Source organism: Azospirillum agricola (genome assembly GCF_017876095.1).
Classification (GTDB): domain Bacteria; phylum Pseudomonadota; class Alphaproteobacteria; order Azospirillales; family Azospirillaceae; genus Azospirillum; species Azospirillum agricola.
The window spans coordinates 127,085-147,630 of sequence record NZ_JAGINM010000003.1; the positions used below are offsets into that span (position 1 = coordinate 127,085).

18 protein-coding genes are annotated in these 20,546 nt (G+C 70.7%); 3 read left to right on the forward strand and 15 right to left on the reverse strand.

Annotated features, from left to right (window positions below):
* Positions 1-51: 51 nt before the first annotated feature.
* From J2847_RS04995 to metX, 3 genes are all read right to left on the reverse strand, one after another.
* Positions 52-624 (reverse strand): PRC-barrel domain-containing protein, encoded by a 573-nt coding sequence (locus J2847_RS04995; protein WP_209777459.1) that lies wholly within the window; start codon positions 622-624, stop codon positions 52-54.
* Positions 625-731: 107 nt separating this feature from the next.
* Complete coding sequence (gene metW, locus J2847_RS05000) at positions 732-1,334, reverse strand: methionine biosynthesis protein MetW (protein ID WP_325169332.1); 603 nt, start codon at positions 1,332-1,334, stop codon at positions 732-734.
* A gap of 14 nt (positions 1,335-1,348) precedes the next feature.
* Positions 1,349-2,548 carry a homoserine O-acetyltransferase MetX gene (metX, locus tag J2847_RS05005; RefSeq protein WP_209777461.1) on the reverse strand — a complete coding sequence of 400 codons (1,200 nt, stop codon included), beginning with the start codon at positions 2,546-2,548 and terminating at the stop codon, positions 1,349-1,351.
* A 137-nt stretch (positions 2,549-2,685) separates the two neighbouring features.
* Between metX and J2847_RS05010 the strand changes: the two genes are divergently transcribed.
* Positions 2,686-3,594, forward strand: coding sequence for a chorismate mutase (locus tag J2847_RS05010; RefSeq protein WP_209777462.1), 909 nt, complete (start codon positions 2,686-2,688; stop codon positions 3,592-3,594).
* A gap of 65 nt (positions 3,595-3,659) precedes the next feature.
* Positions 3,660-4,751: a histidinol-phosphate transaminase gene (gene hisC / locus J2847_RS05015; protein WP_209777464.1), complete on the forward strand. Its 1,092-nt coding sequence runs from the start codon at positions 3,660-3,662 to the stop codon at positions 4,749-4,751.
* 52 nt (positions 4,752-4,803) lie between these two features.
* Here the strand turns inward: hisC and J2847_RS05020 are convergent, their stop codons facing one another.
* From J2847_RS05020 to fliF, 10 genes are read right to left on the reverse strand one after another with little or no spacing between them, the layout of a single operon-like run.
* Positions 4,804-5,157, reverse strand: coding sequence for a hypothetical protein (locus J2847_RS05020; protein WP_209777623.1), 354 nt, complete (start codon positions 5,155-5,157; stop codon positions 4,804-4,806).
* Positions 5,154-7,040 (reverse strand): hypothetical protein, encoded by a 1,887-nt coding sequence (locus J2847_RS05025; protein WP_209777624.1) that lies wholly within the window; start codon positions 7,038-7,040, stop codon positions 5,154-5,156. The genes J2847_RS05020 and J2847_RS05025 overlap by 4 nt, the downstream gene beginning before the upstream one ends.
* A 22-nt stretch (positions 7,041-7,062) precedes the next feature.
* On the reverse strand, positions 7,063-7,860 hold the full coding sequence (locus J2847_RS05030; RefSeq protein ID WP_085554330.1) for a MinD/ParA family protein: 798 nt from the start codon (positions 7,858-7,860) through the stop codon (positions 7,063-7,065).
* Positions 7,857-8,966, reverse strand: coding sequence for a flagellar biosynthesis protein FlhF (locus J2847_RS05035; RefSeq protein ID WP_209777626.1), 1,110 nt, complete (start codon positions 8,964-8,966; stop codon positions 7,857-7,859). Before J2847_RS05035 ends, J2847_RS05030 begins: the two co-directional genes overlap by 4 nt.
* Positions 8,967-9,015: 49 nt before the next feature.
* Complete coding sequence (gene flhA / locus J2847_RS05040) at positions 9,016-11,187, reverse strand: flagellar biosynthesis protein FlhA (protein ID WP_209777627.1); 2,172 nt, start codon at positions 11,185-11,187, stop codon at positions 9,016-9,018.
* 34 nt (positions 11,188-11,221) lie between these two features.
* On the reverse strand, positions 11,222-12,757 hold the full coding sequence (locus J2847_RS05045) for a sigma-54-dependent transcriptional regulator (protein WP_209777629.1): 1,536 nt from the start codon (positions 12,755-12,757) through the stop codon (positions 11,222-11,224).
* Positions 12,758-12,761: 4 nt separating this feature from the next.
* A complete protein-coding gene (locus J2847_RS05050) occupies positions 12,762-13,667 on the reverse strand; it encodes a motility protein A (protein WP_209777630.1) in 906 nt (301 codons plus the stop codon).
* Complete coding sequence (fliN, locus tag J2847_RS05055) at positions 13,667-13,981, reverse strand: flagellar motor switch protein FliN (RefSeq protein WP_085554326.1); 315 nt, start codon at positions 13,979-13,981, stop codon at positions 13,667-13,669. Before fliN ends, J2847_RS05050 begins: the two co-directional genes overlap by 1 nt.
* Before the next feature lie 34 nt (positions 13,982-14,015).
* A complete protein-coding gene (locus tag J2847_RS05060) occupies positions 14,016-14,789 on the reverse strand; it encodes a FliH/SctL family protein (RefSeq protein WP_209777632.1) in 774 nt (257 codons plus the stop codon).
* A 41-nt stretch (positions 14,790-14,830) separates the two neighbouring features.
* The gene (gene fliF, locus J2847_RS05065; protein ID WP_209777633.1) at positions 14,831-16,492 is read right to left on the reverse strand and encodes a flagellar basal-body MS-ring/collar protein FliF; all 1,662 of its coding nucleotides are present in this window, start codon (positions 16,490-16,492) and stop codon (positions 14,831-14,833) included.
* Positions 16,493-16,978: 486 nt separating this feature from the next.
* On the opposite strand from fliF, the gene J2847_RS05070 reads away from it, so the two are divergent.
* The gene (locus J2847_RS05070) at positions 16,979-17,497 is read left to right on the forward strand and encodes a helix-turn-helix domain-containing protein (RefSeq protein WP_209777635.1); all 519 of its coding nucleotides are present in this window, start codon (positions 16,979-16,981) and stop codon (positions 17,495-17,497) included.
* Here J2847_RS05070 and J2847_RS05075 read toward each other — a convergent pair.
* Complete coding sequence (locus tag J2847_RS05075) at positions 17,488-18,126, reverse strand: hydrolase (RefSeq protein ID WP_209777636.1); 639 nt, start codon at positions 18,124-18,126, stop codon at positions 17,488-17,490. The two genes, J2847_RS05070 and J2847_RS05075, sit on opposite strands and share 10 nt — an antisense overlap.
* 80 nt (positions 18,127-18,206) lie before the next feature.
* On the reverse strand, positions 18,207-20,339 hold the full coding sequence (locus J2847_RS05080; RefSeq protein WP_325169333.1) for an ATP-binding protein: 2,133 nt from the start codon (positions 20,337-20,339) through the stop codon (positions 18,207-18,209).
* Positions 20,340-20,546: the final 207 nt, after the last annotated feature.

Sequence of the window (20,546 nt, forward strand, 5' to 3'; positions counted from 1 at the left end):
TTCCGGCCGCCGGCGCCGTTGGATCATTCCCCGCGTATCATTCCCGGCGGATCATTGGCGCCGGATCAGCGTGCGCTGGTCGATGCCGTAGGCGAAGCCCGGCGCCTGGGCGAGTTCGGCGGCGTCCATGTCGAGCGTCGGGGTGCCGTCCTCCATCTTCAGCGCCGTCACCGGCACCGTCACCATCCTGGCTCCCAGCCCCAGCACGTCGTTGGGGGCGAGCACGACACGGGCGATGCGCCCATCCGGCTCCGCCATGGTGAAGTCGAGGATCCGGCCGCCGACCTGACCGTCGCGGGTGCGCAACTCGGTCCCGACCATCGCCTGGGCCTGCGGCGCCGTCAGCGCGTCCGGCGGCAGCGAGGCGACCGGCGGCGACGGGTTCCGCACCTCGTCGGAAGGCGCCGAGCCGCTGACGCCCGACGGCGAGGCCAGCGGGTCGGTGGTCGGCCGGTCGTCGGGGCGCGGCGCGGTCATCAGCGGCGGCGGCGCGGCGGTCCCCGACGGGGCGGCCATCTGGGCGGTGGTGTCCGGGGAGGCCTGCGCGGGGGCCGTCTGGGCCTGGGCGGCTCCCGTCAGTAGCAGGGCGGCGGCGGGCAGGGCGAACAGGAGGGGGCGGGGCATGGAGCGGACCTTCCGGTTGGGAAAAGGCTTTTTCCCTAAACACCGGAAACGGGTCCGGGTTGCCGGCCCGGCCCCCGGCCTCGCGCGATTCCGTTCCCCCGCGCCGCTCAGTCGCGCTTCAGCAGGAAGACGCCCTGTTCGCCCAGCAGGTTGGCGAAGCCCGAATGCGCCCGGCCGGTGACGCGGCCGGCGCGGTCGAGGATGCGGGCCTGCTCGATGCGGATTCCCATCTCCCCGGTCAGCACGACGAAGTCGCGCAACGTGCAGAAATGGATGTTGGGCGTCTCCCACCACTGGTAGCCCAGCTTTTCCGTCACCGGCATCCGCCCGGTCAGCAGAAGCTGGAGCCGGACGCGCCAATAGCCGAAATTGGGCACCGAGACGATGGCGCGCCGGCCGATGCGGCACATCAGCTCCAGCACCTCGCGCGGGTTGCGCATCGCCTGGAGGGTCTGGCCGAGGATCACATAATCGAAGGCGTCGGCCGGGTAGTCCTTCAGGTCGGTCTCGGCGTCGCCCTGGATCACCGACAGGCCCTGCGCCACGCATTGCCGGACGCCGTCCATGCTGAGTTCGATGCCGCGACCGTCGACGTTCTTCGCGTGGGTCAGATAGTCGAGCAACGCGCCGTCGCCGCAGCCGACGTCCAGCACGCGGCTGCCCGGTTCCACCATCTCGGCGATCAGCTTCAGGTCGTCACGGATGTCCACGGTCGATCGAATCCTCAGCGGGCGCGGCGGCGGACGGTCAGGCCGCGATGCTCGGCGCAGCCCTCCAGGAAGCCGTGGATGACCTGATGGAACTCCGGCTCGTCCAGCAGGAAGGCGTCGTGACCCTTGTCGGTCTCGAACTCGACGAAGCTGACGTTGGCGGCGACGGCGTTCAGCGCGTGGACGATGGCCCGCGATTCGGAGGTCGGGAACAGCCAGTCGCTGCTGAAGCTGGCGAGGCAGAAGCGCACCGGCGTGGTCTTGCCCCCCGGCCGGAAGGCGTTGGCCAGCGTTCCGCCCGCGTCGGCGGCGAGGTCGAAATAATCCATCGCGCGGGTGATGTAGAGGTAGGAGTTGGCGTCGAACCGCTCGACGAAGGCCGCCCCCTGGTAGCGCAGGTAGCTCTCCACCTGGAAATCGGCGTCGAAGCCGTAGGTGACTGCCTTGCGGTCCTGGAGGTTGCGCCCGAACTTGCGGTGCAGCGCGGTTTCCGACAGGTAGGTGATGTGCGCCGCCATGCGGGCCACCGCCAGACCGGACTCCGGGCGGGTGCCCTCCAGCAGATAGTTGCCGCCGCGCCATTCGGGGTCGGCCATGATCGCCTGCCGCCCGACCTCGTGGAAGGCGATGTTCTGCGCCGAATGGCGGGCGGCGGTGGCGATGGGGCAGGCCGCGAACACCGATTCGGGGTAGGCGACCGCCCATTGCAGCACCTGCATCCCGCCCATCGAGCCGCCGATCACGCAGAACAGCTGGTCGATGCCGAGATGCTCGACCAGCAGCTTCTGGGCGCGCACCATGTCGCCGATGGTGATGACCGGGAAGGACAGGCCGTAGGGCTGGCCGGTCGCCGGGTTGATGTCCTTCGGGCCGGAGCTGCCCAGGCAGCCGCCCAGCACGTTGGAGCAGATGACGAAATAGCGGTCGGTGTCGACCGGGCGGCCGGGGCCGACCAGCATTTCCCACCAGCCGGGCTTGCCGGTGACCGGATGCTTCTCGATGACGAAATGGTCGCCGGTCAGGGCGTGGCAGATCAGGATCGCGTTGGATCGGTCGGCGTTCAGCGTGCCGTAGGTCTGGTAGGCGATCTCGAACGGGCCCAGCTCGGCGCCGCTGTCCAGCCGCATCGGGGTGGTCACGCCCAGCCGGACCCGCTGGCCGGGCAGGGGATCCGCGTCGGCGGGAACGACGACGGAGGGTTGGGACGCGGGCATGGGCGCTTGGAAGCCTTGGGCGGGACGGGAACCGTATAGCTACGAAGCCGGGCTTCGGAGTGTCAACGTTTTCTTTGATTTTGCGGCGCATGCGGACTACTACTATCCGGCTTTGCCTCCGACGGTTTTGTGAATCGATGTCTCCCGCCCGGACCCCGCTCGACGATTTGCGCCGCGAGATCGACCAGATCGACGACGCGCTCCACGATCTGCTGATGCGCCGCGCCGCGGTGGTCGAGCGCATCGGCGCCGCCAAGGGCGCGCCGGGGCAGGCCATCTATCTGCGTCCGGCGCGCGAGGCCTCGATCCTGCGCCGCCTTATGGCGCGCCACACCGGAACCTTCCCGGCCCAGGTCGTCGTCCGCATGTGGCGGGAGATGATCACGGCGCTGACCCGCATCCAGGGCCCCTTCGCCGTCGCCGTCCACGCACCGGAGGACAAGCGCGGCTTCTGGGACGTCGCCCGCGACCATTACGGCAGCTTCGTGCCGATGACCGCCGTCAACACCCCGGCGGCGGCGTTGCGCGCCGTGTCGGACGGCACGGCGACGGTCGCGGTGGTGCCCTATCCGGCCGAGGACGACAACGACCCCTGGTGGCGCTTCCTGGTCTCGGCCGACGCCAACCGGCCCCGCGTGGTGGCGCGTCTGCCCTTCGGCGGGCGCGGCAACGCCCGTGGCGAGAACCGCGACGCGCTCGCCATCGCCGTGGCGGCGCACGAGCCGACCGGCGACGACCGCACCCTGCTCAGCATCGAGATCGGCGGCGACCTCAGCCGCGGCCGGCTGAAGGACATGCTGGAGGCCTGCGGCCTGCCGCCCGTCGGCTTCTGCTCCTGGCATTCCGGCGGGGGGCATTCCGGTGGGGGGCACGCCGGCGGCGGCCATGGCGGCGGCCATCACGGCGGCCCCTCCATCCATCTGGTGGAGATCGCCGATTTCGTCGATCCCGCCGACCCCCGCCTGACCGCGCTGGTCGAGCGGTCCGGGGACATCCCGGTGCGGGTCAACACCGTCGGCGGCTACGCCGTGCCGCTGCCGCTGTAAGCGCTCCCAAACCCACAACTCCCAAACCAGCCACGCCTCTTTTTGGATTCGGAAGGTTCCACGCCATGACTCAGCCGAACGGCCCGGTGCCGCGTCCGGGGATTCTCGACATCGCCGCTTACGTCGGCGGCGAGCATTCCGGCCACATCCGGCTGGCGTCGAACGAGGGCGCGCTCGGCCCCAGCCCGCGCGCGGTGGAAGCCTACACGAACGCCGCCGCCACGCTGCACCGCTATCCGGACGGCGCGTCGGCCGCCCTGCGCGGCGCCATCGCCAAGCGCTTCAACCTGGACGCCGACCGCGTCGTCTGCGGCGCCGGATCGGACGAGATCATCAGCCTGCTGATCCGCTCCTACGCCGGGCCGGGGGACGAGGTGCTGTATTCGCAGCACGGCTTCCTGATGTACCCGATCGGCGCCAAGTCGGTCGGCGCCACGCCGGTGACGGCGCCGGAGGACGGGCTGACCGCCAGCGTCGATTCGCTGCTGGCCCGCGTCACCCCGCGCACGAAGATCGTCTTCCTCGCCAACCCCAACAACCCGACCGGCACCTACCTGCCGGCGTCGGAGGTGGCGCGGCTGCACGCCGGGCTGCCGGCCAACGTGATCCTGGTGATCGACGCGGCCTACGCCGAATACATGAACCGCGAGGACTACACCGCCGGCGAGGAGCTGGTGGAGCGTTTCCCCAACGTGGTGATGACCCGCACCTTCTCGAAGATCTTCGCGCTGGGCTCGCTGCGCATCGGCTGGGCCTATGGCCCGGCGGGGATCGTCGACGTGCTGAACCGGGTGCGCGGGCCGTTCAACGTCTCGACCGCCGCCCATGTCGCCGGCATCGCCGCGATCGAGGACGTCGATTTCCTGGAGCGTTCGCGCCGCCACAACGAGACGTGGCGGGAGTGGTTCGCGGCCGAGGTCGAAAAGCTCGGCCTGACCGTGCATCCCAGCGTGACCAACTTCATCCTGGTCGATTTCAAGGGGCAGCCCGCCGGCAAGGACGACGCCGAGGCGGCGCGCCAGCTTTTGAAGGCGCGCGGCATTCTGGTCCGCCAGATGCCGGCCTACGGCCTGCCGAGCTGCCTGCGCGTGACCATCGGCACCGAGGCGGAGATGCGCGCGGTGGTCGATGCGCTGAAGGCGTTCCTGGAGGGGTGATGGTCCGTGCGGGGGTGGGGATGTCAGCCGACGCCCCACCGCCTCACAGGCCTCAAATCCGCCGCAGCCGCGCCACCAGCGCCGGGTTGTCCCAGTTGGGCTGGCGGTCCTCGATCACCACGCGGTGCGGGAAGGGCGCGTCGCGTTCCAGGGTGATCTCCACCCAGCGCGGCACCAGCTCGTTGTTCAGATCGTCGAGCACGGCCATCGCCAGCGCCTCCAGCCCGTCGGGAAACCCGGCCGGCTCGCCCAGATAGGCGGTGAAGCCGGCGGGTTCCAGCACCAGCGCGTCCGGCACGAACCGCACCGTCAGCCGCGTTCCCGCCCTCGGCTCGCCGCGCAGCTCCACCAGGAAATCGTGGCGGCTGTCGGGGGAGGGGTGCGTGATCAGCCGCTCGCGCCTCACGCCGACACCCCGAGCGCGCTCTTGCCGGCACGGGTCAGCTTCACCCAGCTCTTGGCCCCCGATTGGAAGGACAGCCCGCCGCTGTAGCCGACCGCGCGGACGCTGTCGGCGAAGACCTGGATCAGCTCCACCCGCAGATCCGGCGGCAGGGGAACATGGCTGCGCAGGATCAGGTCGAAATGGTTGGGCCGCACCAGACCGTCCAGCTGCATCGGCCCGAGGCGGCTCATCTCGACGTCGATCAGGAAGCGGCTGCCGGGCTTGCCCCTCTCCTTGCCGTCGCCGCCCTCCTCCTCGTCGCCCTTCAGCGGGTGGATGTGGAGCTTGATCGGCTTCGGCCCGTTGGCGTCCATCATCGGCAGCGTGTAGGGCCGCCAGTCGCCGGGCATCGGTTCGGCCGCCTCGCGTTTCAGCCCCTCGAACTCCTTGTCGAGGCGGGCCAGCAGGTCGCCGCGGCCGGAGCGTTCCAGGGCCGAGCCGGCCTCGTCGCCCAGCCAGCCGCGCGCGTCGCCGCCGCGCATCGCCGACAGGAAGAAGGTCAGCGCCGCCGTCAGCTTACGGTTCGGCTGCGGCATGGTCGCCAGCATCGAACGGGCCAGCGCCGGGTCGGCCGCCGCCAGCGTCGCCATCAATTGCCGCATCGCCGGCCAGTCGCGCTCGCTCATCGGTCCAAGCTCGCCCCCCGGCAACGGGGCGGCGGCCTGCGCCGCCCGCCGGGCCGCCTGGGCGGGATCGGCGAGCGCAGCCGTGACCTTGGCGCCCTGCGGCAGGCTGGCCTGGACGTTCAGGGCCAGCATGCCCTGCCGGGTCGCCAGCACCGGCTGGCCCTGCGGGGTCGTGCCCGCCACCGTCCCGCGCAGGATCGGCGCGTCGGCGGCGAGGTCGGCCATCGAGTCGGCGACCGGATCGGCCGGCGAAGGCTGGGGCTGGCCGCCGGTCGCGGATTGTCCCTGATCCGGCGTGGGGCCTGCTCCGTTGTCGGGCTGGCCGGGCGGCTTGGGTTGCTGGGGCGGCGGGGTGACGGTGAGGATCCTCAGCGCCACCGTCGCCCCACGCGGCAGGTCGGGGGCTTCCGGGGGTGCCCCCGGATTCGCCGCTTTCAAGCTGGGCGTCTCGGCGCCTGGATGCGCGGCGTCGCCGCCCAGCTCGACCGGAACGTCGAGCATCGGCGCGGTGGGAAGCGGGGAGGCCGCGGGCGCTGATCCGGCCTGGGCCGGTGCCGCGACCGGTGCCGCCGTCGGCGGAGCGGCGGCACCGGTGGCCGGAGCGGGGCTTCCCGCTTGTGGTGCCGCGACGAGGGTGCCTGGAACGGCGGGCTGCACCGGGGGCAGGGCGCCCGCCGGGGGCTGGAGCGGCCTGGTCGCCGTGGCCGAGGCCAGCACCAGCGCCGGCACGACGGTGCCCGGCAGCAGCGCCGGCAGGGCGGGCACGGTCGGCGGTGTCGGGGTCGGCAGGATGACGGCGGGCGCCCCGGCGTTGCCCGGCGCGGGAGCGGCGGGGGCTTGGGCGCCGGTGTTGCCGGTGGTGGCGCCGCCGCTCGCGGTGGTGAGGCTTTGCAGGAGGATCAGCGCGGTCGGCTTGGCCTGGAGCGTCCCGTTGGGCGCCGTCTGGCCCGGAGTGATCTGGAGCGTCACAGGCTTGTCGGCCGGCAACGGGGTCGGGCTGTCGATCCGCACCTCGCCGGCGGAGGTACGGATCCGCGTCAGCCCTTCCGGCGTCTCGCCCAGCACGGTGCCGGTCAGCACCACCGGCCGGGCGATGTCCTGGAGCCGGTCCGGCAGTGCGACGACCGTCGCCTCCCCCACCGGAACCGGCGCCGGAGCGGCGGCCGGTGCCGCAGGGGGAGCGGCCGGCGCGACCGGCGGTGGGATGGCGCCGCCCATCGGCCCCTCCGGCCCGGCCCGCTCAGTTCGAGCTGGCGAGCAGCCGCTGGACGATGGACTGCACGTCGCGGGCGGCGTCGCTGGTCGGCGAGCGGGTCAGCAGCGGGGTCTGGCTGCGGATGGCGTCGCGCACCTTCAGGTCGCGGCGGATGATGCCGGCCAGCGCCGGCTTGTATTTCAGGAAGTTCTGGCAGGCCTTCAGGATGGTGCCGTAGGTCCGCTCGCCGTCCTTCACGCTCTGCGCCATGTTGACGACGATGCGCAGGTCGGCCGACGGGTTGGTGGCGTGGGTCAGCTTGATGAAGGCGTAGGCGTCGGTCAGCGAGGTCGGCTCGTCGGTCGTCACCACCAGCGTCACCCCGGCCGGTCCGGACAGGGTGCGCACCGTGCGGTCGACGCCGGCCCCCATGTCCATCACCACCCGGTCGTAGCTCTTGGCCAGCTCCAGCAGGTCGTTGCGCAGGCCGGACAGGCGCTGGCTCGGCAACTGCGCCAGCGTGCCGGAGCCGGAGCGGCCGGCGATGATGTCGAAGCCGGTGTCGGGGAAGCGCTGCGCCGCCTTGGACAGCGTCACCTCCCCGTTGATGACGGCGCCGAGGTCGTTCCGGGGCGAAAAGCCCAGCTGGATGTCGACGTTGGCGAGGCCGAGGTCGCCGTCGAACAGCAGGGTGTTCAACCCCGCCTTGGTCAGGGCGTGGCTCAGCGTGATCGAGAACCACGTCTTGCCGACGCCGCCCTTTCCGCTGGCCACGGCGATGACGTTGGCGCCGCGCAGCGGGCGAACGTTCTTGAGGGCGGCCGGGAACACCGGATCGGTCATGGCAGGGTCCTCGACGAGGGGGAACTGGCGGCTTTGGCCTTGGTTGCGGTCTTGGCGGGTTTGGCAGCGGGTTTACTGGCAGGCTGGGCGGCGGATCTCGCGGCTGGACGGCCGCGCGGCGCCGGTTCGGGCGCCGTGTCCTCCCCGGCCTCCTCGGGCGGAAGCATCATCCGTGCCAACGCCAGAGGGTTGAGCGGGGTCAACCCCTCCGCCACCTTCGACGACACGCTGGCGTCGCAGAAGGCCATGCGCGCGCGGCTGGCGATGGTCAGCAGGCTGCCCAGACGCCGGGCCATGTCGACCCGCGTCACCAGCATGCGCCGGACGCCGAGCGCCTTGAAGGCCATCGCGATGTCGGCGGCCTCCAGCGCGTCGAGCCCGGCGGGCAGCACCAGCACCGGCTCGACCTCGCCCGCCGACAGCAGCGCGCGCAGATCGTCCATGTCCTCGTGGCTGAAGGGGTTGCGCCCGGCGGTGTCGACCAGCACCAGATCGGTCTTGCGGTGGACCTCGAAGGCGCCGGCCAGCGCGTCGGGATCCTCGACGGTCGCCAGCTTCAGCTTCATCAGCCGGGTGAAGGCGGCGAGCTGGTCGACGCCGCCGGCGCGCACCGTGTCGGTGGTGATGACGCCGACCGAGCGCTTCTTGAAGACGGCGCGGGCGGCCAGCTTGGCGGCGACCAGCGTCTTGCCGGAGCCCGGCGGGCCGACCAGCACCAGCGGCTTGACCGCCGTGCGCCCGTCCGGCAGGGGGGCGAAGGTGTAGAGGGAGTCCAGCGCCGAGCCGAGCGCCAGGCAGGCGTCGTCGGTGTCGAGCCCCGAGGCGGCGTCGATGAGCTGCTCGGCCAGCGCCGCCGGCACGCCGTGGCGGTGCAGGGCGTCGGCCACCACCTCGCCGACGTCGATCTCCGGCTCGGCCGGCTTCACCGGCTGGCGCGCGCGCTCCTGCGCGATCAGGAGATCCTCCTCCTCCACCGCCGCCGTGACGCGGACGCCGCCGCCTTCCTCCTCGCGCGTCGCGACGATGATGGCGTCGTCGCCCAGCGACTGGCGCACCATCCGCATGGCTTCGGACATGGTCTTGGCGTGGAAGGACTTCAGCCTCATGGGCGGAGCCTTCCAGGGTCAGGCGGGTGGCGGCGCGCGGCGTGCATCGTCAGATCTGCCCCAAGGTCTTGATCCGCGCCTTGGGATGGATCTCGTTCTGCGACATGACCACGGTCGCCGGCCGGAACCGCTCGACGATCGAGCGGACGAAGGGACGGATCAGCGGGCTGGTCAGCAGGACGGGGGTCTCGCCCATCATGGCGTGTCGCTCGAAGGTTTGGCGGACCGAGGTGATGAACTGTTGCAGACGGGAGGGGGCCATCGTCAGCTGCCGGTCGTCGCCATCCCCCACCAGCGACTCCGCGAACGCCTGCTCCCAGTCGGGCGACAGGGTGACGAGCGGGATGAATCCCATCTCGTTGGTGTTCACGTCGCAAATCTGCCGGGCAAGGCGGGACCGCACATGCTCGGTGATCTGGGTGATGCTGCGAGTCTGACTGGCCGCTTCCGACACTCCTTCCAGAATGGTTGGAAGATCCCGGATCGAGACGCGTTCGGCAAGGAGATTCTGCAACACCCGTTGCAATCCGCCCACAGTGATCTGATTCGGCACCACATCGGCGATCAGCTTCTGGTGTTCCTTGTCGGTCTCGTCCAGCAGCTTCTGCGTCTCGGTGAAGGACAGCAGCTCCGGCATGTTGTCCTTGATCAGCTCGGTCAGATGGGTGGTGACCACGGTCGAGGGGTCGACCACGGTGTAGCCCTTGAACAGCGCCTCCTCGCGGTAGCCGGGCTCGATCCAGATGGCGGGCAGGCCGAAGGTCGGCTCCACCGTCTGCTCGCCGGGCAGGCTCATGGCGTCGCCGCGCGGGTCCATGACCAGCAGCATGTTGGGCCGGATGTCGCCGCGCCCGGCCTCGATCTCCTTGACGCGGATGATGTAGGTGTTGGGCGGAAGCTGGAGGTTGTCCTGGATGCGCACCGCCGGCATGACGAAGCCGACCTCGCCGGCGATCTGCCGGCGCAGCCCCTTGATCTGGTCGGTCAGCCGGTGGCTGCCGGCCTGCGGCTGGTTGATCAGCGACAGCAGGCCGTAGCCAAGCTCCAGCCGGATCAGGTCGATGGCCAGCGCGGTGGCGATCGGCTCGTCGGCCATCTGGGCGCCGCCCGGACCACCGCCGCCGCCGCTCTGCGCCGCCGCCTCGGCCGCCGCCGCCTCGGCCTCGGCGGCCTCCTTCTTCGCCTGGAGCCGGGGCAGGTACCAGGCGGCGCCGCCGACGGCGGCAACCACCGGCAGCAGGGTCATCATCGGCATGCCGGGCAGCAGGGCCAGCACGCCGACCGCGCCCGCCGCCAGCGCCAGCGCCTGGCTGTGGCCGGTGAGCTGGCCGACGACCGCCTTGTCGGTCGAGCCGCCCATGCCGGCCTTCGACACCAGGAAGCCGGCGGAGATCGAGATGACCAGCGCCGGGATCTGCGAGACGAGGCCGTCGCCGATGGTCAGCTTGGTGAAGGTGTCGAGCGCCGTCATCACCGGCATGTCGTGGCGCAGAACCGCGATGGTCACGCCGCCGATGATGTTGATGAACATGATCATCAGGCCGGCGACCGCGTCGCCCTTCACGAACTTCGACGCGCCGTCCATCGAGCCGAAGAAGGCGCTCTCGTCCTCCAGCTCCTTGCGTCGCGCCCGCGCCGTGCCCTCGTCGATCATGCCGGCCGACAGGTCGGCGTCGATGGCCATCTGCTTGCCGGGCATCGCGTCCAGGGTGAAGCGCGCCGCCACCTCGGCGATGCGGCCCGAGCCGGCGGTGATGACCTTGAAGTTCACGATGGTCAGGATGGCGTAGATGATCACGCCGATGACGAAGTCGCCGCCCATGACGAGGCTGGCGAAGGCCTCGATGACGTGTCCGGCGGCCGACGTCCCTTCATGCCCCTGCGTCAGGATCAGGCGCGTCGAGGCCATGTTCAAGGACAGGCGCAGCAGCGTCGTGATCAGCAGGATCGTCGGGTAGGAGGAGAGCTGGAGCGGCTTCTCGATGAACAGCACCACCATCAGGATCAGGATCGAGATGGTGATGTTCAGCCCGAGCATCAGGTCGAGCATCACCGCCGGCAGCGGCATGATCAGACCGACGACGACGATCAGGATGCCGATCGCCATCACCACGTCGCCGCGCTTCAGCGACGCCTTGATGACGCCGTACATCTCGCCGAACGCGGCCATGTTGCCGGTCGGGCCGGGCGGGCCGCCTGGGTTGTGCTCGGTCAGGGCCATGGGGGTATCCGCCGTTCAGCCGGTGCCGCGCGGGTTACGCCAGGGCCCGCTGGTCGCCGCCGGACCCCTCGCCGGGGGCCGGAACCGTGCTGCCCTCGTCGCCGTACTGCTTGAGCTTGTTGCGCAGCGTGCGGATCGAGATGCCGAGGATGTTCGCGGCGTGGGTGCGGTTGCCCAGGCAGTGGGTCAGCGTCTCCAGGATCAGGTCGCGCTCGACGTCGGCCACCGTGCGGCCGATCAGCCCCTGGAGCGTGCCGCCCCCCCCGGCGCCGGCGCCGTAGGCGCCGCCCCTGGCGCCCTTCGGCCCGTAGCTGGTCGGCAGGGCGGTGGGCGGGGCCACCGTCAGCGGCGTCGGCAGGGCCGGGGGCTGCTGCGGGGCGGCCGGGACCGTGCCGCCGGGGCCGGCGAAGGGGTTGGCGACCGGCGAGTTGGCCGGGATCGAGGAGTGCCCGCCGCCTTCCGGGGCCAGCAGCTGGCTGGTCAGCATGATCGCCTCCGGCCCGACCTCCTCGCCGCGCGACAGCAGGACCGCGCGGTGCATGGTGTTCTCCAGCTCGCGCACGTTGCCGCGCCAATGGTGGGCGCGCAGCATCAGCAGGGCGTCGTCGTTCAGCCGCTTCTCGCCCAGCCCGTTGGCCTCGGCGTATTTCTTCAGGAAATGCGCGGCGATCATCGGGATGTCGGCCGGGCGTTCGCGCAGGGCCGGGATGGCGACGCTGAAGACGTTGAGGCGGAAATACAGATCCTCGCGGAAGTTGCCGGCGCGGACCTCGGCCTCCAGGTTCCGGTTGGAGGTGGCGATCAGGCGGACGTTGACCTTGACCGGCTGCGAGGAGCCGATGCGGTCGATCTCCTTCTCCTGGATCGCGCGCAGCAGCTTGGCCTGGAGGCGCGGGTGCATTTCCGACAGCTCGTCGAGCAGCAGGGTGCCGCCGTTGGCCTCCTCGAACCGGCCGAGCCGGCGGGCGACGGCGCCGGTGAAGGCGCCCTTCTCGTGGCCGAACAGCTCCGATTCCAGCAGGTTCTCCGGGATTGCGGCGCAGTTCACCGCGACGAAGGGCTCGGCCGAGCGGCGGCTCTTGCGGTGGATGTAGCGGGCCATCAGCTCCTTGCCGGTGCCGCTCTCGCCGGTGACGAGGACGGAGGCGTCGCTCGGCGCCACCTGGTCGGCCAGCCGCAGGGTGGCGAGCATCGCCGGATCGGAGCAGACGATGGAGTGGCTTTCCTCGGCCACCGCCTCCAGCACCGCGGCGATCAGCTCGGCGTTGGGCGGCAGCGGCAGATATTCCTTGGCGCCGGCGCGGATGGCGCGCACGGCGGCGGCGGCGTCGGTGCCGATGCCGCAGGCGACGACCGGGATGGTGATCCGTTCGGCCTTCAGGCTGTCGATGAAGGTGGCGATGTCGAGCTTGACGTCGATCATCACCAGATCGGCGCCGGCGGCGGCCCGCAGCGCGGTCAGCGCCCCCTCGATGCTGTCGGTGTGCGACACCTTGGCCCCGCGCTTCATGGCGATCTTGCCGGCGGCGGTGATGTAGCCTTCCAACGTTCCAACGATCAGCAGACGCATAGCCTTACGCTCCCACTCTCGGGGCTTCCCGGTCGAAATACTGGATCCGCTTTCCAGGCGGCAGGACGGCGTTCAGGAGCATCTCCAGACGCCGGGGATTCTCTTGGCGCGCGATGGACACGGCGCCGATGGTGTAGAGGGTCTTGACCAGCGCGTCCTCCTCCGCCGCCCGCTCGACCTTGGCGGCGAGCGGGGCGAGGACGACGTTGCCGAGCACCGCCCCGTAGAAGGTGGTCAGCAGCGCAAGCGCCATCGCCGGGCCGATCGCCGACGGGTCGTTCAGGCTGCCCAGCATCTGCACCAGCCCGACCAGCGTGCCGATCAGACCCATGGCCGGCGCCACCTCCGACGCGCGGCGCAGCACGCCGGCGCTGCGGCCGTGGGCCCCGGCCGACGCCTCGACCTCGCCGGTCAGCATGCGCTCCATCACGTCGGGGGGCAGCCCCTCGGTGATCAGGGTGACGCTGCGGTGCAGGAAGGGTTCGGCCCGCAGTTCCGGCAGGACGTTCCTCAGCGTTTCCGGCCCGGCGCGCCGCGCCGCCTCGGCCAGCAGCAGGACCTGCCGGGCGACGCCCTTGGGGTCGAGCGTCTGGTGGATCAGCACGGCCGCCGCGTTCTTCCAGGCGACGGCGACGTCGCCGAGCGAGAAGGAGGCCGTCGTCACCGCCAGCGTGCCGCCCAGCACGATCATCAGCGAGGGCGGGTCGAGGAAGGCGCGCAAGGAGCCGCCCGCCGTGATGGCGACCAGGATCACGCCCCCCGCCGCCGCCAGCCCGACCAGCGTCGCCACGTCCAGCCCGCCGCGCAGCCGCACGCTGCGCGGCGGGCTGGATGGGGGGGCGGCGGGCGGCTGCTCCGGCCGGGGGGCCGGCCGGCCGCGCTGGGCGGACGTGTCGGAGGCGTTGGCCATCAGCCGCGGTCCGACTTGATGATTTCGGTCATGGTCACGCCGAGCCGGTCCTCCACCACCACCACCTCGCCGCGGGCGACGAGGCGGTTGTTGACGTAGATGTCGATGGCCTCGCCGACCTTGCGGTCCAGCTCCACCACGGCGCCGCGGCCCAGCTTCAGCAGCTGCGCCACCTGCATGGTCGACTTGCCCAGCACCGCCGAGATCTGGACCGGGATGTCGTAGACGGCCTCCAGATCCTTGGCGACCCCGGAGCTGCCGTAATCGTCCTCCCCCGGGTTCAGGTCGTTCAGCGAGAAATTGTCGCTCGGCATATCGGTCTCCGGCCTCCTTGTGTCCAGCCTCCCGTCAGACGGGGGCCGGAGTCTCCAGCATGCGGGCGGCGCAACGCTCCACCTCAACCATCAATTGGGCCGTGTCGCGCTCCATGCCACCCTCCGCCCATTCGATCCGGCAACTTCCGGGTGCGAGCCCCGGATCGCCGAGCACCATCAGCCGGGCGCCGAAGCCGCGCGACGCGATGGTGGCGTCGAGATGCTCGCGCACCAGATCCATGGTGTCGTCGGCGACGCGGATGACCAGCCTCGGCTCGTCGATCAGGTCGGTCAGGCAGGCGCGGACCATCGCCTCGACCTCCATAGCGCCGCCGCGCCGCGTCCATTCGGGCATCAGCTTGCGCACGATGGCGAGCGCCAGATGGACCGGCTGGTCGGCGCGCATGGCGTTGGCCGCCTCGCTCTGCGCCAGCAGATGCGCCACCCCGTTGCCGAGCTGGTCGAGCGCGTTGGCGATGCGGGCGTTGACCTGCTCCTCGATCTCGGACTTGCCGCGCTCGTAGCCGGTGTTCTGGCCGGCGACCAGCCCCTCGCCGAAGCCCTTGCCGTAGCCGGCCGCGGTGCCTTCCGACTTGCCGGCGGCGAAGCCCTCGGCGTGGCCCTGGGCGCGCGCCGCCTCGATCTCGGCCTCGCCGAAGGTTGGGGCGGGGGGCGGTTCCGGTTCCGGCTCCGGTTGGGGGAGCGGATCCTCCACCTCGGGCAGCAGGTCGTCGTCGTCGACATGCGTCATCCGCGGCACGGCGTCCACGTCGAACGACTCGTCGAACAGGAACTTGCGCACGCTCATCGGCGGGCCCTCCGGCCGTCATGGGGAGAGGCGGGCATGACTCAGCTCTCCTGATACAGCCAGTTGCGCAGGATCGACACCGCCTCTTCCGGGTGCTTGTCGACGATTTCGCCGACCTTGCGCAGGGAGGAGGCGCGGACGCGGCCCTCGACGCGGTTGATGTCGATCATCTGCTCCAGCTCCTCGTCGGCCTGGGCGGCCTCCAGCGCCAGATCCTGGGCCAGCGCCCCGGTCGGGGCGGCGAGCGCCGCCGGCATGCCCGCCTGGTCGGTCAACAGGCGATCCATCTCATCCTCCTCCTGCATCTCGGCCTTCTCGAAGGCGCGGGCGATCAGGGGGCGGATGACCAGCAGGATGATGAGGACGGCGACGATGCCGAGCACGACCATCTCCGCGATGCGGAACAGGTCGTCCTTGGCGAGGCCCATGAACAGCTCCTCCGGCTTCTGGATGTCGTCCTCGGGCGACCAGAAGCGCATGTTGACGACCTCCAGCGTGTCGCCGCGCACCGCGTCGAGCCCGACGGCCGAGCGGACGAGCGCCTTGATGCTCTCGACCTCCTGCTCGGTGCGCGGCTGGTAGGCCGGAGGGGCGTCCTTGGAAAGCTGGTAGGTGCCGTCGACCAGCACGGCGACCGACAGGCGGCGGACCTGCCCGGTCTCGCGCACGTGCGACTTCACCGTCTTGGTGATCTCGTAGTTGATCGTCTCCTCGGCGCGGTTCGACTTGTTCGAGGAGAGCGGGCCGGCGTTGTTGCCCGACTGGGCGGTCGGCAGGTTCTGGTCGACCGTCACCGGGGCCAGCGGATCGCGGTCGCTGCTGTCGCTCGATTCGTTGACGGTCTGGGTCGAGCGGACGACCTGGCTTTCCGGGTCGAAAATCTCGGAATTGGTGGTGATGCGGTCGAAATCGAGGTCGGCCGACACCTCCGCCCGCACCTTGCCGTAGCCGAGCGTGCGGCCCAGCAGATCCTCGACGACGCGGGCGAGTCGCGTCTCGTAGGCCTGCTTCTTCTCCTCGGCGTTGGCCATCATGGCGTCGGGCGTGTCGCTGCCGGTGCCGCGCGCCAGCAGCTTGCCCTTGTCGTCGACGATGGAGATGCGGCCGGGGTCGAGGTTGGGCACCGAGGCGGCGATGAGTTGCTGGATCGCCTGGATGTTCTCGCGCGAGAGCTGGGCGCCGGGGCGCAGCTTCAGGAAGACGCTGGCGGTCGCCGGGTTCTGCTGGCGGGCGAACAGCTCGCGCTTGGGCAGCACGAGGTGGACGCGGGCGTTCTGCACCCCGTTCAGGGTCTGCACCGTGCGCGCCATCTCGCCTTCCAGCGCGCGCAGGTGGTTGATGTTCTGCATGAAGCTGGTGGCGCCGAAGCCTTCCGACTTGTCGAAGAGCTCGTAGCCGATCGAGCCGCCCGACGGCAGGCCCTGCGCCGCCATCTTCATGCGGACCGGGCCGACCTGATCGGCGGGCACGGTGATCCGGGTGCCGGTCTTGTCCACCGTGAAGGGGATCTTGGACGCCTCCAGGCTCTTGGCGATGGCCGCCGCCTCGGAGGGCTGGAGTTCGGCGTAGAGAAGCTCCATCTCCGGCGTGGAGAGGCGCGTCGTCAGGTAGACGAAGAATCCGATCAGGAGGAGACCGACGCCGCCGATCGCCGCGAGGCGCGCGGGGCCGAGATTGCGCAGGGTCTGCAAAAGGTTGTTCACGCGCCATCCCCGATCGGGTTCCGTCCCGGCATTCCCACCTCAAACCGTCAGCTTCGCGATTGCGAAGGCAAGGTTTGCAAGTTCCGCGCCGGTCCTGTGCATCAAACAGGCATGCTGCGTCGTCTTGATGAAGAGACGGTTAATTGGCGGCAATTTTTGCCCAGTGCCCGGCAAAACATGCCTAGTGTCCCACAAATGTTGCCGATCGGGCACGGGCCGTCCGGCGATGCCACGTCCGAAAGCGGACGCTGAAAGTCCCCTGCGCGAATCCGGCGTAGGCGTCCCGACCATTGGTCAAGTATCGGGAAATTCCATCCATCCAAACGGAGTAAACGCCTCAGCCCCGGTTGACATCACCCCGGCCGTGACATAGCTGAGTTGTAATTCATGCCCGCATCCGACCAAATCGATTTGTGTCCGGGACGGTCCCGGTGCTTCGGACGACCGGTGCGATGGCAGGCCTCCATTTTGCACAAGGGGAACGCCATGAAAAAGCGTGGTCGCGAGAAGAGGGAAGGGTTGAACGACGTCGATGTCTTCGTCGGCCAGCGCCTGCGGGAGTTGCGCATGCTGGCGGGTCTCAGCCAGAGCGACGTGGCGTCGGCGCTCGGCCTGACCTTTCAGCAGTTGCAGAAATACGAGCGCGGCTTCAACCGCGTGTCCTCCAGCCGGCTGTTCAAGCTCGGGCAGTTCTTCCGGGTGCCGGTGTCGGTCTTCTTCGAGGGGCTGGAAAGCCGGCCGGCGACCGAGGACGCCGAGGCGCAGATCGTCCGCACCGACGATTCCGACACCACGCTGCGCTCGCGCGAGGCGCTGATGCTGGCCCGCTACTACCAGAGCATCCGCGACCCGCAGGTGCGCGGCGCCATCCGCGAGCTGGCCGAGCGTTGCGCCGAGCAGTCGGAAGCCGCCGAGGCCGCCGGCGTCACGGTGGCGCCACCGCCGGAGGCGCGGCGCGGACGCGGACGGCGCGGCGGCGCGCAGAGTTCGGCCGGTCAGGCCTGAGGTCCGGGGCGGGGCTTCCGGCCGCCGGTCTTCCGCTTGGCGGACGGCGGTTGGCCGGCGGGTTCGGCCAGATGCCTGAGCTGCTCGTAGCGTTCCAGGAACAGCGCGCAGGCGCGTTCCGGACCGACGGGTCGGATCGTCTCCGCGGCCGGCGGCGGCAGGTGCCCCCAATCCATCCAGGCGGGGGGCAGCAGGTCGCGCAGCTCGGTCGCCATCGCCACCAGATCGGCCCGCTTGACCTCCGGCAGGTGGGAGCGGAAGCCGAAGCGCCGGGCCAGCGCCGCCTCCAGCGGGGCGAGCTTGCGGTTGATCTCGTCGCGGCCGAGATAGACCTTCAGCGGCGACGGCCAGTCGCCCTGCACGAACTCGATGCTGTCGTGCCACAGCGCCGAATAGGCCAGCGGTTCCGGCACGAGGCGGGACACCATGACGCTGTGCTCGGCCACCGAATAGAAGGCGCTCGTGGCGCCGCACCAGCGCGGCTGGAAGGCGAGCGCGCGCGCGACGTCCTCGACCGGCAGGCCGGTGGCGTCCGGGTTGGCCAGATCGAGCACGAAGCCGGATGCGGTGAGGATCGAGGTGCGGCCGCTGGGCTTCTGGAGAAGGTCGAGCTGAATCGCGCGGGGCATGGGAGCGGAATTTCCAGGAAATCGTGGAGGATGAACGGCTGGAGGCGGGGGAGGGGGCAGGCGCCGACTGAAAGCCCCTCTCAATCGCCGCCACCGGATTCGGGATTCAGGACCATCCGGCTGGTGGCGGCGACCACCGTTTCCAGCACCGGCAGAAGATCCGCGATGGCTTCGGGATCGTCGTGCCGGTCGTTGACCGCCCGCGCGATGGCGGCCATGCGCGGCGTCCCGAAATTCGCCGCGAGGCCGGCCAGGGTGTGCGCGGCCTGCCGGATCTCCTGCGGGCGGTCGCCCTGAAGGGCGGCGCGGATGGCCGACAGTTCCCGCATCGCGGTTTCCGGCAGCATGCGGAGCATGCCGTCCAGGCTGTCGCTGCCCAGCGCCAACCGCAGTTCGGCCTGCTTCACCCGGTCGATCAGCGGCAGGCGCGAATAGCCGCCGCCGTCCGGCACCGGCCGGCCGGGAGCCGGCACGACGCGCCCCTCGCGCGATCCGGTCGCCAGATCGACGATGACGGCGTTCAGGTGCTCCCAATCGATCGGCTTGGTCAGATAGGCGTCGAGGCCGGCGGCGAGATGGCCGTCGCGGTGCTCCGGCAGGGCGTCGGCGGAGACGCCGACGATGGGCGTCCGCGACGCCGGGCCGTCCATCCGCCGGATCGCCCGCGTGGCCGAGCGGCCGTCGAGGATCGGCATCTCCATGTCGAGCAGCACCGCGTCGTAGTCGTTGGCCCGCACCGCGTCCACCGCCGCCTGCCCGTCCGCCACGGCGTCGACCCGATGGCCGATGCGGGTCAGCATCGTGGTGATCAGCATCCGGTTGATGTCGTTGTCCTCGGCCAGCAGCAGGCGCAGGGACACCGGGCTCGTCGGCTGCAACGCCGGCGGGGGGAGGGCGGGGTGGCGGTGGGCGGCGAGTTCGCCGGTCGGCGGCGCCTCCGCCAGCTGGACCTCGATCGTGAAACGGAAGACCGAGCCGCGGCCGGGGGTGCTCGTCACCGCGATGGTGCCGCCCATCGCCTCGACCAGCCGCTTGCAGATCACCAGCCCCAGCCCGGTTCCGCCGTACTTCCGGCTGGTCGAGGCGTCGGCCTGGACGAAGGCGCCGAACAGGCGGGCGCGCTGCTCGTCCGTCATGCCGATGCCGGTGTCCTCCACCTCGAAGCGCAGGGTGAGCGGGCGGCTCGGGTGATGGCCGGAGCCCTGGTCGACGCCGGGCGGGGCGGGCGACCAGACGGCGATCTCGATGCCGCCGCGGTCGGTGAACTTGATGGCGTTCGACACGAGGTTGAACAGCACCTGCCGCAGCCGCGTCGGATCGCCGCGCACATGGCGCGGCGTGTCGTCGGCGATGGAGGCCGACAGGTTCAACCCCTTGGCGGCGGCGCGCACCAGGAAGAGCTGCACCACGTCATCGACCAGGCGCGGCAGCGAGAAGTCGATGGCCTCCAGCGTGAGCTGCCCGGCCTCGATCTTCGAGAAGTCCAGCACGTCGTTCAGGATGCTCAGCAGCGTGTCGGCCGACGAGCGCAGCGTCTTCGCGAAGGCCCGCTGCTGGTCGTTGAGGTCGGTGCCCATCAGCAGGTCGCCCATGCCGATGACGGCGGTCATCGGCGTGCGCAGCTCGTGGCTCATCATCGCCAGGAAGCGCGACTTGGCCCGGCTGGCGTTCTCGGCGGCGATCCGGGCCTCGTCGGCCTCCTCGCGGGCGCGGTCGAGATCCTCGGCCAGGGCGAAGGTCTCGGCGGCGAGCCTGGTGAGCTGGTCCTGGGCGTCGCGCAGCTCGCGTTCGGAACGGTGGCTGCGGGTGACGTCGGAAAAGGAGCCGGCGAACCAGCGCACCCGGCCGTCCGGTCCGAAGATCGGGCGCAGCGACAGCGCGTTCCAGAAGGGCGTGCCGTCCTTGCGCCGGTTGAGGATCTCCACCGACACCGCGCGCCCGGCGGCGATGGCGGCGCGGATTTCCGCCGCCGTCGCCGGGTCGGTGTCCGGCCCCTGGAGGAAGCGGGGGTTGCGGCCGATCACCTCCTCCATCGCGTAGCCGGTCATCTCCAGGAAGGCGCGGTTGCAGTAGACCAGCGGCGTGTCAGGCAGCGTCGGGTCGGCGACGGCGATGCCGGCGCCCGTCGCCTCGACCACGGCGGCCAGCATCTCGGCCGTCGGCGGACACGGCGTGGCGCCGGGCGTCTGGAAGGGGGGGGCGGTGGTCGGCAAGGGGCGGTCCTGGGAGCGGTCCTGACGGCGGCGGCGGGCTGGTGGCCGGGATGCCGACAGGATACGGCGTCGCGGCCGTCAACGCCACCGCCGCCGGTCATCGTTGGCTCGGCGGATCGTTGCAAAACTCCTGGACAACACGTCCGGAGAAGCATTCTGTTAACGTCTGCGCAACGATGCATCACGAGGATCGGTTCGGCCGGGGCT